Raw genomic sequence first — 13397 nt, forward strand, 5'->3', positions numbered from 1 at the left:
AGATTGATAAGTAGAAAAACCAAATGCCTGCTCTTTCAACACATTTTATGAATTTATATAAAGATAAAAGTAAAGGAGAAACGTTTTATGAAAGTATTATTTGCTTATTTCAGCTCAGAATCGAATGAGCATTCACGCAGTTTGATGACCTTTGATAAATTTGTTTTTAAGTTTGGTGAAGAGGCCGTTCAGCATGTTTCCTGCCGTAAGGTTTTTGAGGATGCCGGTATAGAACTGATTCCGGCAATCATTGCCCGCGGGCACCCGCATGGCCCTGTCACATATGATGCTTTTGAATTTATCCGTTCGCGTATGATGGCAGAGGTGAAATCACATGTCCATGAAATTGATGGAATCTTTCTGTTTTTACATGGCGCCAGTAAAGTGATCGGCTTGGCAGGAGGCTCGGCTGAGCACGCATTCCTGAAAGAAATACGTGAAATAACCGGGCCGTATATGCCGATTGCCCTTGTAATGGACCCCCATGGAAATCTGTCCGAAGAGCTTGTAAGCAAGGTGAATATCCTGCGCTGCTACCGTCATTCTCCGCATACGGATGCAGAGGAGACATTTCAGTTTGTCGCAGAAAAATTTGTTGAGCTGTTAAAGAACAGAAGGAACATAAGACCGGTATACCGAAAGGTTCCTATCATAATCGGCGGGGAAAAGAGTGTATCACTCGATGAGCCGATGGTATCCATCAACCGGCTGTGTGATGAAGCAGAAAAGGATGAACGCATTATGAGTGCTTCTTTTCATATCGGCTATCTGCGCCATGATGGTGACAAGCTGGGATGCTCTGTTGTCGTTGTACCGCAGAGCGGTAAGTATCGAGCCTATGCCGAGGAAGTGGCAGATCATATTCGTGCGTTTGCATATTCACGACGTCATGAATTTCATTATCACGGCAATACCGGTGAACCGCAGGAGGTTTTAAAAAAAGCAGTTGCTCATACTGGAGGAACCGTATTTATTACAGATTCAGGAGATAATGTAGGCTCCGGAGGGGATGGCTTTAATACCTATATGCTACGACAGATTCTCGCATTGCATGATACCAACCATAAACAGTATCTGGTAAGCGGAATTGTTGATCACAACGCTTTTAAAAAACTGTATCCCCGACATGTAGGCGAGCATGTCAGTCTGTGCATTGGCATGAATTATGATGAATTATGTAAAAGCGTACCGATTGAAGGAACTATAATCGCGAAAGGTATACCTGATGAAGGGTACGAGCATAAAAAAGATATGGGGACTGCGATAACGGTCCGATTAGATCATGCACCGGTAAGCGTTGTTATTCTGAATGATGCGATTCAGTTTTATGAGCCGGAGCAGTATACCCGCTGTGGAATCGTGTTAAAGGAATATGATGTCGTTGTGGTAAAACAGGGATATATCTCTGCCGAGTTTGCCGCATATGGCGACTTGTGTATGATGGCGCTTACTCAGGGGCCGACATATCAGAGAAGTGAATTATTAAAATTCAAGCAGATTTATCGCCCGATGTGGCCTTATGATGATTACGACTTAGAGGATATGCTGTAACAGGGCATAACGGGGCTTATTCTGGGGGAATCTAAGGAGTGGAGGCGAGCATGGAAGAGAGAAGTAATAGGGTATATCGAGGCATATTTTGCGTGAACCCTTCAGATGGTAAAAAGCAATACCCACATAAATCTGCTACAGATTAAAGAGTTCTCTGGGCTATTCCACGATTGATTCTTCCTCATATTTGACTATTTGATTATAGATAATAAAAGCACAAGATCATGCGCAATAATGAAGCTGATCCTGTGTTTTTTGTTATGAACTATTTGCGTTACTCTTTTTCGGATAAGAACGCCACAATAAGAGTATGCTTTTTTTTCTATTCTGCATAACAGACGAAAAGAACATTGAGCATTATTTTTTACATGTGTTAAGGATGAACGGACAGGGCTGGATATCCTATTCCACATTAAAATTTAAATCCTTTTTTTGTTTCTTATTGTCTGACTTAAAGTACATTGCACAATTACTTCAAATAATTTTCAGGATGAACGGATATTACGTAATCTGCCTGTCATGCTTAAGGATTTATGGATTTCAATGTTATAAGGCTCACAGCGCATAGGATAAACGCAGCCATAGGAAGAGGTAGGTATGGTTCGCAGTTTCATGAAAAAAGGTGTCTTTCGACACCTTTACTGTATTGCGGTTCTCATTGCACTTACTTTATCCCAGGATAAACGGCGGCAAAATTCTGCAATCGCCTCTACCGTCTGCATATAATCTCTGCGGTGTATGATCAGGTGATGGGAATGCATATAGCGTGTTGGAATACTCAATGTCATGGTTATGATACCATCATATGCTTTGTGAATATTGTCGGCATCGGTTCCTCCGGCAGTCATCATATCGTAGTTGATGCTGAGTCCTAAATCCCTGCAAATTTCTTCCATTTCCCGTAACAATGCCTTATGGGCAATAATACCGGCATCCATTATAGACAGCACCACACCGTTGCCAAGCTTGACATCTCCCTTATCCATCGGTGTGTCCAATGCTGTTGTGACATCCAGTGCAATCGCTACATCCGGATGCAGAAGGTTCGCTGCTGTACGGGCCCCCCGTAATCCGACTTCCTCCTGCACAGTTCCCACGGCATAGACGTTTGCCTCATGCGCGTCCTTCTGTATGCGGTATAACACATCGACAGCAAGAGCTGCACATAAACGATCATCCCATGCTTTCCCCATCAGATAATTAGGATTGTTCATAACTTCAAACTTTGTATCCGGGGTGATCATATCTCCTATTTGAATTCCTAATTCCAATATCTCCTCACGGTTATCCACTCCCATGTCAAGAAATAAATCAAGGGGCTTTATAACCTTTTCTTTTACCTCAGGGGGCAGTCCGTGCGAGCGCAGGAACCGACGACGCCGTGATATCGTCGGCCTTCCTTTGTGGTTACATATAATGTCTGAGATGGTAGAACATGTCCCCACCAGCCGCCTACGGGCAGCATGCGGATATAACCTTGTTCATCAATTTCACGCACCATGAAGCCAACCTCATCCATATGTCCGCAGATCATCACCTTTGGACCATCAGCACTTCCTTTCTGCAGACCTGCTATGGAGCCAAGGTTATCGTATGTGATTTCGTCGCAGACAGGGGTTAACCACTTTTTCATGATACGGCTAACTTCCTTTTCGCATCCTGAAATTCCATGAGCTTCACTCAGCTCTCTGATCATTTCCAGATTTATTCTTCCATATGCCTCTTTCATATGCACACCTTAGCGATTCTCCGCTTTATAAGCGTTAATTTTGTTTTCATCAAGCGATGTGATGATGGCAAGCAGCGCACTCTTCGCACAATCGTAATCACGTATATCAATCATGCTGTTTCCCGTATGGACATTGCGTGCGCAGATGCAGGCGCTTAAGGTTGGACAGCCTGAAAATAATTTGTGTATCCAGGCTGCGTCTGTCTGTGCCATATTATAGTAATACTGATAGGGCAGCTGCTGATCCTTACAGGTCTGTACAAGGGTATCCAGCAATAGGCGATTCGGCATCATGCCTTTATCATAATAACGAATCAGGATTCCTTTTCCAAGCAGACCGACTGCCTGCTCGTCTTTGGTGATGTCGTTTGCTGGACTGCAGTCCAATACGATTCCCATATCCGGATGAATCAGTCCTGTCGCTGTCGTTCCACCCCGTATACCTACTTCTTCCTGTACGGTTGCTCCGATATACAAATCCACATCAAGCTTTGTTTCCTTCAGTGCCTGCAGCAGCTCGATAGCCATAATACAGCCATAGCGATTATCCCATGCCTTGGAAAGGATGCGATGACCGTCACCAAGCATGGCAAAACCGCCGTCAAGAACGGCGCTGTCTCCAACCTTAACGCCCCAATCAGCAGCCATTTCGGCATTTTCCGCACCAAAATCTATCCGCATATGCTTTGTGTCGCAGGCTGCTATTTCATCCTTATCACATACAATGGTACCGATGTACTCTCTACCGCTGGCTGTCTTTAAACGCACCCGCTGTGCATGCAGACTTTGTGCATCCATCCCGCCGATACATATAAATTCGGCAAGGCCGTTCTTCTTAATACTTGTAATCATAAAGCCTACCTCATCCATATGACCGCAGATCATCACTCTTAATGCATTCGGTTTTCCGCTTTTCTTTACGGCGAAGATAGAACCCAGATTATCGTATATAATTTCATCAGCATAGGGCTCCATATGCGTTTTCATAATTTTTGAGATATTCCTTTCATCTCCGGAGATACCAACAGCCTGTGTTAACTCCTCCATTAAAGCAATCGTTTCATTCGTCAACATAAATACACCTCTTTCTCTTTCTAAATTCATTATAAGCCTTTTAAAAATAATGTATTTGAAGAATGCTTCCTATGTATTAGGAAAAAAGAAAAGCAGCAAAACAGCTGCTTTCCATGTAATCAATAAGGCCTTTTATTGATATGCGTGTTCCCTGATCATCTCACTGACATCTTCTTTTTTCGCAAGCTTCAGGGCAAACTCACACATCATTGCCAGACTCTGCGGCAATCCCGTACCACCCTTTTTCGGCATTTTAAGAATGGTCACATGATCTTTGAATTCATCAATAGCTGCACCGCATTCCTCAGACATGATAGCAAACGCCGGTATGTTTGTCAGCTCATTGATTGTCTGAGCTGTTTTTGCGGCCATTTTTCCATAATTTCCGTAATTAAAGCACGGACCGCAGATAACCACGTCCGGATTCAGCTTCTTGCTCATCGCAGCAAATCTTTTTCCGTTGGTATCCGGATCCTGTGCAAAGGTTCCATCACCGCAATACAGTGTTGCACAGATGCTTCCTCCCATATCCGTTAAAGTCTTTTCAAACATATGACATGAACCTATTGCCATCGGTTTTCCACCCATTGCCAAATCAGGACTTTCTTTTCCGCCGAGTCCTGCCTGCGTTTGATCAAATACCATCAATACTTTCATTTTATAATTCTCCTCGCTTTCTTTTCTGCAGCAGAAGCAATGCTTTCTTTAATACTTTTTCACCATCCATCATCCCATAATCTTCCTGTGAAATCAGCATGACAGGGGTTCGTTCATCAAAGCGTTTCTTTGTCTCATCAAAAAGATATTTTACCTGTGGACCCAGCAGGATGATATCCGGATGTTTTTCTTCAACGATGCCTTGCATCTTTTTATAAGAGAATGCATTAACTTCGATTGGAAGCATGTGTTTATCCGCACAGACCTGCATACGGCTTGCCAGTAAACTTGTAGACATTCCCTGGTCACAGAACAAATAGAGTCGTTTCATACATCATCCTCCCTTACCAATTCATTATAAATCCGTTTCATGTGCAATATAACCAATTATATTTCCTAGCTGTTAGGAAATATATGTATGACCAATACTTAATCACAGCTTTTTTCATGCGAAAAAGAGGAAGCAGTGCACGATAACAGGAGTCATAACAGGCTTGAAATTTTCGGCTTACAGCGCAGCGTATTGCATTAGTCGCAACGAAAGAGCTGTAATTCATACTTATCACATTTTCATAAAATATATCTATTGGGATTGGAAGGGGAGGAGCTAAGAAAAAGAGGCTTCGCATCTTATTGGTGTAATACAACAGATGTGAAACCCGCTCAGTCTATAGCTGTGTAAGAATAGCGTCTGGTATGTTACAGATCATCCAATGATAAATCATCAAATGAAATATCTTCTTCTTCTGTATCCTCTGAATTTTCTTCATCATGCAAATAACCTTTATCAAGCGCTTTAATGAATGGGAAATAGATACAGCATCCGATAACCAGCAGAATAATCTGCCATACTGCGGCAATCCAGCTTCCTGTCGATAACCAGCCGGAGAATCCGATTGGAGTCGTCCACGGTAAGTTGACACCGGTTGTCTTTGGCAGAATTTCTGCTATTGTCAGTAAGTAGGATGTAACTAAATTAAATAATGGTACAAAGATGAACGGTATGATCATAATCGGGTTTAATACGATAGGCAAACCGAAAATGATTGGTTCATTGATTCCGAAAATACCTGGAACAATGCTTAATCTACCCAACACCTTGATACGTTCAGATTTACAGAACAGCAGCATACAGATAACGAGCGATAGCGTACTTCCGCCGCCGCCAAAGTTCGTGAAGAAGTTTGAGAACGGATTTGTAAAGATATGCGGTAATTCATTATTCGGCGTTCCTGCTTCAAATGCAAGCAGCTGATCGGCCGTTAATACGTTGCCGATGAAGTATACAGAGTTCATTACGGCAGGACCGTTTATACCGAAGAACCAGAGGAATGTACACATGAAGCTGTAAATAGCATTTGCCCCCAGAGTATCCCCCAGTCCTTTCATAGGCGTCTGAAGTACGGTGAATACAAATCCCTGTGCAGTTTCAAATGGTGTAAATTCAAAGAAAATACGAATCAGGAAGCATACCAGTAAAACGATGGCACTAGGTACCAATGCAGCGAAGGAGTCCGCTACAGCAGGTGGCACACCCTTTGGCATTTTGATTGTCCATCCCTTTTTGTAAACCCAGATAAACAGAAGTACGCAGAGTATAGAGCAGCACAGAGCCATGAAGATACCGTCCGTACCGATATTATCAAAGGATAAACCTGCAAATGCACCTTCTAAAACCACTTCTCCCGCATCATTTACCGCATCGTGAATGACCGGCTGCAGGATGAAAAATGAAACTAAGGCAACGGCTGCACCCTGTATCTTATCTCCACCAAACTCTCTGGCCATAGCATAGCCAGTACCCAAACAAGTCAGTAAAGCGGTACAGTTAAAGGTTGCACGGGATACGGCTTTGAACCATTCCTCCCAGCCTGCCCCAAATACTCCTGTCCAGAACTCAGACCATCCGGGTATCGGAAAATTGGCGATCAATAAGAAGATCGAACCGACGATCAGTAATGGCGTGGCTATTAAGAAGCCATCACGAATGGCAATCAAGACTCTGTTTTTACTTAGCACATCAGACATTGGCATAAGTATTTTCTCAAGCTTGTTAAACATTTTATTTCCTCCTCTTTTTTGTCTTAAAAAATTTAATCGTGCGCACTAAACTTTTTACAATCTAATTATAATAAAAGTTTACTGCTCGCAACATGAAAATGATTTCCTAAGGTATAGGAAATCGACTTTTTCTGCAGTTGATGGAACCCATAAATATAGATATATTGCAGGAAAGTTATCTATTGTAGAGAACAGCATGATATCGGAATGAAGAACTAAAAAAGTAAGGATAAGTGAGATATCGGTATGAAGAACTGAAAAAGCAGCGAAAAGCAGGATATCAAAGAAGGGGCAAAAAAGCGGAGAAAAGAAGGATAACGAAGTATAGGACAAAAAATAGAAAAGGATTTTAGAGTGAAAAATCAAGAAAAAAACAGGGATTCTCATCCCTGTCGACAGTGCTGCTGCGGCTATAAAGCATGGTAGTCGGATACCTCTTCTTTTTGAAGCATATATACTTTTGTTTTACCGAGATAATCATGAAGCATACGGCGGTCGTAATTTGTCAGAGTGATGATAAAGGATAAAAATGTCATGAAATAGGTAATGTAGCCAAAGGAAGCGGGATAATCGATTTTGGCAGTCAGAACGATCAGCTGCACGACATAGGTGGTCGTGAAGGCCGCAAGCTCAAGGAAGGTCATCCCAATGACATTTCTCATAAATAAAGCTTTGGCTGTAGCTTTTGAATTATCCATCATTACGATTTTATAATTTAATAAACGCTTTGCGGGTGTCTGTCCCGGCCATATTTTTAATGGTATATACACATAATAAAACGTATAGAATAAGAATACAAAGAATGTGATAATATATGCCCAATGCAACGGAATGCCAGCCAGTATTTGCGTAGTATTCGTTGAGCCGGTGAGGGAGGCTTGGATGATGACCAAGGGAATTACGCAGAATATATTGGCAAGCATGAAATCAATCAGATACCCGAAGAATCTTCTGATATTCGACACGGGAGAATGCTCTGTATCTTTTACAAGGGTATCCTGTTTTTTCAATAATGCAATGCTTAAACGATCGATGAGCCCCAGCTTCTTTTCTCTGTAATGCTTTGTTGGTTTCTTATTATTTTCAGTGGTTTTCGCAATCATAATATCTCTCCTTACTCAACGATACGTGCAATAAAATCATTATAATCATGACTTTCTAAAAGTGTCGCAAACCGATTGGCATCACTCACTGCATTGCTCAGCCAGTCAAAGAACAGCTTCAGCATATAGCGGTCTGCATCATTGATTGCAAGCAGTATGACCAGCTTTACTTCAAAAGGTCCCCATGGAATCGGATTCTTCAAAATAGCAACGGATATGTTGGATTTAATGCTCATTACATTGAAGCTATGCGGTACGGCAAAGCTGTAGGCAAAGGAGGTTGCGGACATGGATTCTCTTTTCAAGACAGATTCCTTGAATCCTTCCGGTATATAACCGGATGCCTGCAAATTATCACACATATAATTGATTACGTCCTCATGCGTCGCTATATCAACATCTGTATAGAAGAATCGTGGTTCTATCATACCGGATATACCTTCCTCAAACTCTTTCTGAAAATGCTTCTTATCCAATAGGTTCAGCGCCTGGAAAATACGGCTTTCGTCCTCTAAATTGATAAACAATGAAATTTGAATCGTGGCAATATCCAGGTCATGCTGCAGGGGGAGTGTTGTCAGTATCAAATCAGGCCGCGCATTAAGAATTGTTTTCTGTTCGAAGAAGTTCAGACATTCCACAATGGCCATTCGCTCACCGAACCGATTTTCTACTTTTTTGACGCACATATTACTTAATGCCTGATCGTGTGGATAAATCATAATAACCCGGTATTTTCCCGACAGGTTCGCACGCTCGAAGGCAGCACCGAGATGCAGCGATAGAAAACCTATTTCGTTTTCACCGATCACCTCATTTAATTGTTCTTCCAGATACCGTGCAACACGTATTCCCATTTCAAATACCAGAGGATATTTACGTTTAATCTCCTGCAGATATACATTTGATACATCATGTTTTCTTATCTGGCGCTCCATGAGTGACTGCATGTGCATTTTCAAACCGATACGCAAATCACTGTCTTGTGCGAAATCAATATCAAAATCATCATGAATAACTTCTAACATACCGTCGATAATATCATCACTTGTTAAGCTATCATGAAATTCATGAACCAGATCCTTTGAGTAACTGGTTCCTTTCTTTCCCATCAATAACAATGCAAGCAGCGCGATTTCATCCTCAACGATTTCTATACGTATCTTCTTGGCTGTATTCTGAAAAAATTCACGTGCTATCTCATATTCCTGACTTTTCTTTAATTCTTCATAATCGCGTTCCGTATGTATATAGTTATGTCGTAAAATTCGTTCGATTGCGATTCCCACATGAACCATCAGCATCGGAAATGCCATTTCACGTACATGGAAATTGTATTTGTTAAACGTTTCTTCAAGTGTATCCTTAACAATCAGTAAATCGAAATCATTATACAATGCCGCAAGGTTATTCAAATTCAGAAAATTTCCCTGTGTTTCCTCAGCTAATAAATCTTTATACAGCTTGCGCTTACTCTCTTCATCACCTTCTAAATGGATAAAGTTCTTAGAGCGTACCAATCTTAACTGCTCATAGGGCTCAATCATTTTTTTTATACGTTTAATATCATTATCAATCGAATATTCACTAACAAATACCTGATCCTGTAAATTGGTGATGCTTAGTTCATTTCGTTGAAATAGAAGCTGCTGTATGATATATATACATCGTTCCTGCGGTGTCTGTGCGATTGGCTGTTCGATTTCAATGTTCAGCGTCCGAAGAATTTCCTGATTCAAATGATATCCATAGCGAAGATTGGACTCAATCAATGCATTCTCATAATAACGATTAATGGAATCAATGTCTGAGCGTATGGTACGATCTGATACATTTAGAAGCTTGGATAATTCTTTACCTGTAATCCAATCGTTAGAGTCATTCATCATCATGATGATTTTTTCCTGTCTTTTATTTAGTCCCATGTTGTCAATCCTCTCTAAATAGTATTATATAGAATTATCTTCAATAAGTAATTAACATTTTTTCCTAACTCTTAGGAAGTTTTGCGAATTGGTTATTGGAATTTCCTTTTTTAAACAGGGGCAGAGGGAAAAGAGAAGTGTTATTCTTTTTTTTAAGTACAACTGGTCTTTCTGTATAGTCAGGACTGAGACTGCTGTCTTAGCAGTATGGCTGAATGGGAGATATGCTTTTTTTCCTTATTTAAAAAGTCCAATACTATGAAAAAAAGAGTGTCATAATGGATAGGCTGAGCCGCAGTACCTAAAATACGATATGAAGTGCTCCTGCGATAAAGGATTTTATGCGGCTCTGATTGAAAAGAAGGTCATGCCTGCATAAGGGATAAACAGAAGGAGGTTACTCCTCAGGTCTGTATGCCATGCATTTAAAATATTGAAGGAACTCTGCTAGAAGCATTTGATCTATTTCTGTAACTCACATTCAAGGTTATCAAGATCCTGTTGATTAGCTGCAATAGTCATGTTCAAGAAAAGATTCGGTTTGTGTGAGATGAAGCGGCCTGTCACAATCGGCAGAAGAATGCATTTTTCCTACCGCCTAGGAAACCCTTTTAGCCACTCTCAAATGAAAAGGAATTATAATAATGTAGAAAATTAAAGAGGGGATCGCTTATGTTAACACATTCATTGAAGAACAAAAAAATACGTTATCTATTCAGCTGTATCGCAGTTGTTATCTCAGCATTATTGCAGGCATATGTCATTCAGGTTTTTATTACACCGAGTAATCTATTGAGCAGCGGTTTTACCGGCGTTGCTATTTTGATTGATAAAATAGCTGCTTTATATGGCTGTCATATTTCAACCTCCGTCGCAATCCTGATGTTAAATATTCCGGTGGCATTGATTTGTTTTAAAAGCATCAGTAAAAAATTCACCATACTTTCTACCATTCAATTTGTTTTAGCTTCTGTATTTTTAAGCTTCTGTCGTTTTCAGCCGCTCTTTCATGACCTGGTGCTGAATGTTATTTTCGGAGGGTTCTTGTATGGTCTTTGTGTTGTCATCGCTTTAAAGGGAAGCGCGTCAACGGGAGGGACGGATTTCATCGCTCTTTATGTTTCCAATAAAATCGGAAGGTCTATTTGGGAACAGGTTTTTATCTTTAATGCTTTAATATTATGCATATTTGGATTCATGTTTGGATGGCTGTACGCAGGATACTCCATTGTTTTTCAGTTTATCACAACAAAAACGATTTCTACATTTCATCATCGCTATGAACGTGTAACCATGCAAATTACGACAACCATACCTGAGCTTGTTATTGATATGTATGTTGACCACTATCGTCACGGAATTTCCTGTATACAAGGGTATGGCGGGTTTAGTAAAAAGAAAATGTATCTGCTGCATACCGTCGTTTCCTCATATGAAGTTGCGGATATTGCGAATCTGTTGCGAGAGGCAGATCCGAGGATTATTATTAATGTATTGAATACGGAGGAGTTTTACGGAAGCTTTTATATGGCTCCCATGGAATAGAAATGGTCGGATATATCAAATGATTAGGAAAAAGCAAACAGCATGAAAGATGAATAAATATCATGAAAGCTACATAAAAATCCTTAAAGATAGATAAAAGAAATAAATACAAGCATAGAAAATAGAAGAAATCAAACATAATATAAAATAACTTAAATAGAGAAAAGAGCGGTTCTACGACTATATTCATATTTCAAGAAACAGCTCATTAATCATTTTTCAGCTAAATATCACATAGGACAAGACTGTATTCTCTGACCCTTATGCACATAGGCGGTAAATACGGCTTTTCTTTTCTCCTTGTTCAATCAGGCAGCCATCAAGGACCATCTGTTTCAGGAGTCTTTTGGTTGTAGATTCAGCGAGATTTAGCAGCTTTCTGGCTTCCCGGTTGGAAATACAGCCATGCTCGCGGATATACTCTTTAATTCGCTGCCGTCGTTCTTCAGATAATGGTTTTTTATCGGCTTTTATCGGCTTTTTTTCTTCTTTACGAAATAAATTTACACGAAAGGTATCTCCTATTTCTGTAAATTCGGGAGTACGCAGCTGATATTCTTCTGCTCTTTTGATGATGCGACGAATTCCCGTACCCCATCCTTCTATAAGCTCCATGCGGCTGAATACTTCCGCAATCGCTTTATTTCTTATTTTTGAACGACCGTTCACAGCTTCCTTCAGAGTTAATCCGCCATACAGCATACCGGGGGAAGTGATTTCTAAGCGATCGTCAAACAGAGCGACTTGAACGCAGGAGGAATCCATAAAGCTGCGATGACACTGTGCGTTAATAATCATTTCGCGGATAGCCCCAACCGGTAGTTCGTATCTTTCTTTACGCAACAGTCCGTTAATTTCAGCGCTTCGATTAATATGTCTGAGTACAAAGCGATAAGCCTCTTCGATCTGTTCATACAGGGGTCCGGAATATTCCTTTTTATCAAGAAATTCATCACGATCATTACCCTTGAATAACGCACATTGTATTTTTGCAAATCTAAAAATAATCGCTTGTAAGCAAAACAAAGGAATTGGCGGCCAGCAGCTGATTTCCGCTTTTCTTCAGAAGCTTTCGTTCAGAAGGTGTTCCACTGTAATTACTGCAATACTTCTTTTTTCTTCTGATGAATCTATAGCGGACTTCATATATCTATGTATATCCTGACAAAGCTTATCTATGGCATCTTCTTTTACTTCATAGCCAATGCAGATTTGTTCATCCCATGAAGCATGTGTTCCTTCCAGCTCCAGCTCTTTGAGCTTGACAGCATCTGCTTGGCGTGAAGTTCCTGCCACACGGATATAAGTGCCGTTTTCCTTGCCTGTATGTTTAAGGTAGTAAGGACGGTTGGTACCAGCATATATTTCAACTATAACAATGCATTTACCCTCTATAGTCTGGAAGCTGATATCCGGCACTATTTGTGGTTCACAGCTATCCGAAACAGCATTCGCTATGGAATCCATAATCTGAAACACGGAATCCTTATCCATACCAATTACAGAACGGGTGGAGTCGTCAATTCCGATAATGAGTGTTCCACCACTCGTATTTGCGAAGGCAGTCATAGTTTTTATGTATGTTTCACTGCGCTTCGGCAGAGCTGCTTTATATATGTTTAGATTCACCTTGCATAGTTTCTTCTATCGTCATAATAGACCTCACTTTCATATGATAAAAAAACTAAATAATATACAGATGAAAGCTGTGCCGGCTTTTTAAATGAGGTCCTTTCTGATAAATTGAAATAT

At 40.6% G+C, this 13397-nt stretch carries 12 protein-coding genes; 2 read left to right on the forward strand and 10 right to left on the reverse strand.

What is annotated here, in order from left to right; all coding sequences use genetic code 11:
• Nucleotides 1-87: 87 nt before the first annotated feature.
• Nucleotides 88-1551 (forward strand): M81 family metallopeptidase, encoded by a 1464-nt coding sequence (locus ACG3M1_RS01890; protein WP_009270246.1) that lies wholly within the window; start codon nt 88-90, stop codon nt 1549-1551.
• 638 nt (nt 1552-2189) lie between these two features.
• Here the strand turns inward: ACG3M1_RS01890 and ACG3M1_RS01895 are convergent.
• From ACG3M1_RS01895 to ACG3M1_RS01930, 8 genes are all read right to left on the reverse strand, one after another.
• Nucleotides 2190-2849 carry a M42 family metallopeptidase gene (locus ACG3M1_RS01895; protein WP_395814727.1) on the reverse strand — a complete coding sequence of 220 codons (660 nt, stop codon included), beginning with the start codon at nt 2847-2849 and terminating at the stop codon, nt 2190-2192.
• Nucleotides 2850-2887: 38 nt separating this feature from the next.
• Nucleotides 2888-3280: a hypothetical protein gene (locus ACG3M1_RS01900; RefSeq protein ID WP_395814730.1), complete on the reverse strand. Its 393-nt coding sequence runs from the start codon at nt 3278-3280 to the stop codon at nt 2888-2890.
• A 9-nt stretch (nt 3281-3289) separates the two neighbouring features.
• Nucleotides 3290-4354 (reverse strand): M42 family metallopeptidase, encoded by a 1065-nt coding sequence (locus tag ACG3M1_RS01905; protein ID WP_008818316.1) that lies wholly within the window; start codon nt 4352-4354, stop codon nt 3290-3292.
• Nucleotides 4355-4486: 132 nt separating this feature from the next.
• Nucleotides 4487-5011 carry a GrdB-related putative oxidoreductase gene (locus ACG3M1_RS01910; RefSeq protein ID WP_008818317.1) on the reverse strand — a complete coding sequence of 175 codons (525 nt, stop codon included), beginning with the start codon at nt 5009-5011 and terminating at the stop codon, nt 4487-4489.
• A 1-nt stretch (nt 5012) separates the two neighbouring features.
• Nucleotides 5013-5342 (reverse strand): PTS sugar transporter subunit IIB, encoded by a 330-nt coding sequence (locus ACG3M1_RS01915; RefSeq protein WP_008818318.1) that lies wholly within the window; start codon nt 5340-5342, stop codon nt 5013-5015.
• 368 nt (nt 5343-5710) lie between these two features.
• Nucleotides 5711-7072 (reverse strand): PTS sugar transporter subunit IIC, encoded by a 1362-nt coding sequence (locus ACG3M1_RS01920; RefSeq protein ID WP_008818319.1) that lies wholly within the window; start codon nt 7070-7072, stop codon nt 5711-5713.
• Nucleotides 7073-7482: 410 nt separating this feature from the next.
• Entirely contained in the window at nt 7483-8175 is a 693-nt protein-coding gene (locus ACG3M1_RS01925; RefSeq protein WP_009588131.1) for an RDD family protein, read from the reverse strand.
• 11 nt (nt 8176-8186) lie between these two features.
• Complete coding sequence (locus ACG3M1_RS01930; RefSeq protein ID WP_009270249.1) at nt 8187-10100, reverse strand: BglG family transcription antiterminator; 1914 nt, start codon at nt 10098-10100, stop codon at nt 8187-8189.
• Nucleotides 10101-10772: 672 nt separating this feature from the next.
• Here ACG3M1_RS01930 and ACG3M1_RS01935 point away from each other — a divergent pair.
• Nucleotides 10773-11645, forward strand: a complete 873-nt coding sequence (locus ACG3M1_RS01935) for a YitT family protein (protein ID WP_008818322.1) — start codon at nt 10773-10775, stop codon at nt 11643-11645.
• Between the two features lie 261 nt (nt 11646-11906).
• On the opposite strand, the gene ACG3M1_RS01940 is transcribed toward ACG3M1_RS01935, so the two are convergent.
• The gene (locus ACG3M1_RS01940) at nt 11907-12443 is read right to left on the reverse strand and encodes an ATP-binding protein (protein WP_227761351.1); all 537 of its coding nucleotides are present in this window, start codon (nt 12441-12443) and stop codon (nt 11907-11909) included.
• 264 nt (nt 12444-12707) lie between these two features.
• Nucleotides 12708-13214, reverse strand: a complete 507-nt coding sequence (locus tag ACG3M1_RS01945; protein WP_009270251.1) for a helix-turn-helix domain-containing protein — start codon at nt 13212-13214, stop codon at nt 12708-12710.
• Nucleotides 13215-13397: the final 183 nt, after the last annotated feature.

It is taken from the genome of Clostridium sp. 10cd* (genome assembly GCF_044336395.1).
In the GTDB taxonomy this organism is placed as follows: domain Bacteria; phylum Bacillota_I; class Bacilli_A; order Erysipelotrichales; family Erysipelotrichaceae; genus Clostridium_AQ; species Clostridium_AQ innocuum.

Excerpts from the sequence above, each read along its gene's own strand:
- ACG3M1_RS01890 (WP_009270246.1), top strand. The coding sequence starts at position 88 with ATGAAAGTATTATTTGCTTATTTCAGCTCAGAATCGAATGAGCATTCA.
- ACG3M1_RS01895 (WP_395814727.1), bottom strand. The coding sequence starts at position 2,849 with ATGGGAGTGGATAACCGTGAGGAGATATTGGAATTAGGAATTCAAATA.
- ACG3M1_RS01900 (WP_395814730.1), bottom strand. The coding sequence starts at position 3,280 with ATGAAAGAGGCATATGGAAGAATAAATCTGGAAATGATCAGAGAGCTG.
- ACG3M1_RS01905 (WP_008818316.1), bottom strand. The coding sequence starts at position 4,354 with ATGTTGACGAATGAAACGATTGCTTTAATGGAGGAGTTAACACAGGCT.
- ACG3M1_RS01910 (WP_008818317.1), bottom strand. The coding sequence starts at position 5,011 with ATGAAAGTATTGATGGTATTTGATCAAACGCAGGCAGGACTCGGCGGA.
- ACG3M1_RS01915 (WP_008818318.1), bottom strand. The coding sequence starts at position 5,342 with ATGAAACGACTCTATTTGTTCTGTGACCAGGGAATGTCTACAAGTTTA.
- ACG3M1_RS01920 (WP_008818319.1), bottom strand. The coding sequence starts at position 7,072 with ATGTTTAACAAGCTTGAGAAAATACTTATGCCAATGTCTGATGTGCTA.
- ACG3M1_RS01925 (WP_009588131.1), bottom strand. The coding sequence starts at position 8,175 with ATGATTGCGAAAACCACTGAAAATAATAAGAAACCAACAAAGCATTAC.
- ACG3M1_RS01930 (WP_009270249.1), bottom strand. The coding sequence starts at position 10,100 with ATGGGACTAAATAAAAGACAGGAAAAAATCATCATGATGATGAATGAC.
- ACG3M1_RS01935 (WP_008818322.1), top strand. The coding sequence starts at position 10,773 with ATGTTAACACATTCATTGAAGAACAAAAAAATACGTTATCTATTCAGC.
- ACG3M1_RS01940 (WP_227761351.1), bottom strand. The coding sequence starts at position 12,443 with ATGATTATTAACGCACAGTGTCATCGCAGCTTTATGGATTCCTCCTGC.
- ACG3M1_RS01945 (WP_009270251.1), bottom strand. The coding sequence starts at position 13,214 with ATGACTGCCTTCGCAAATACGAGTGGTGGAACACTCATTATCGGAATT.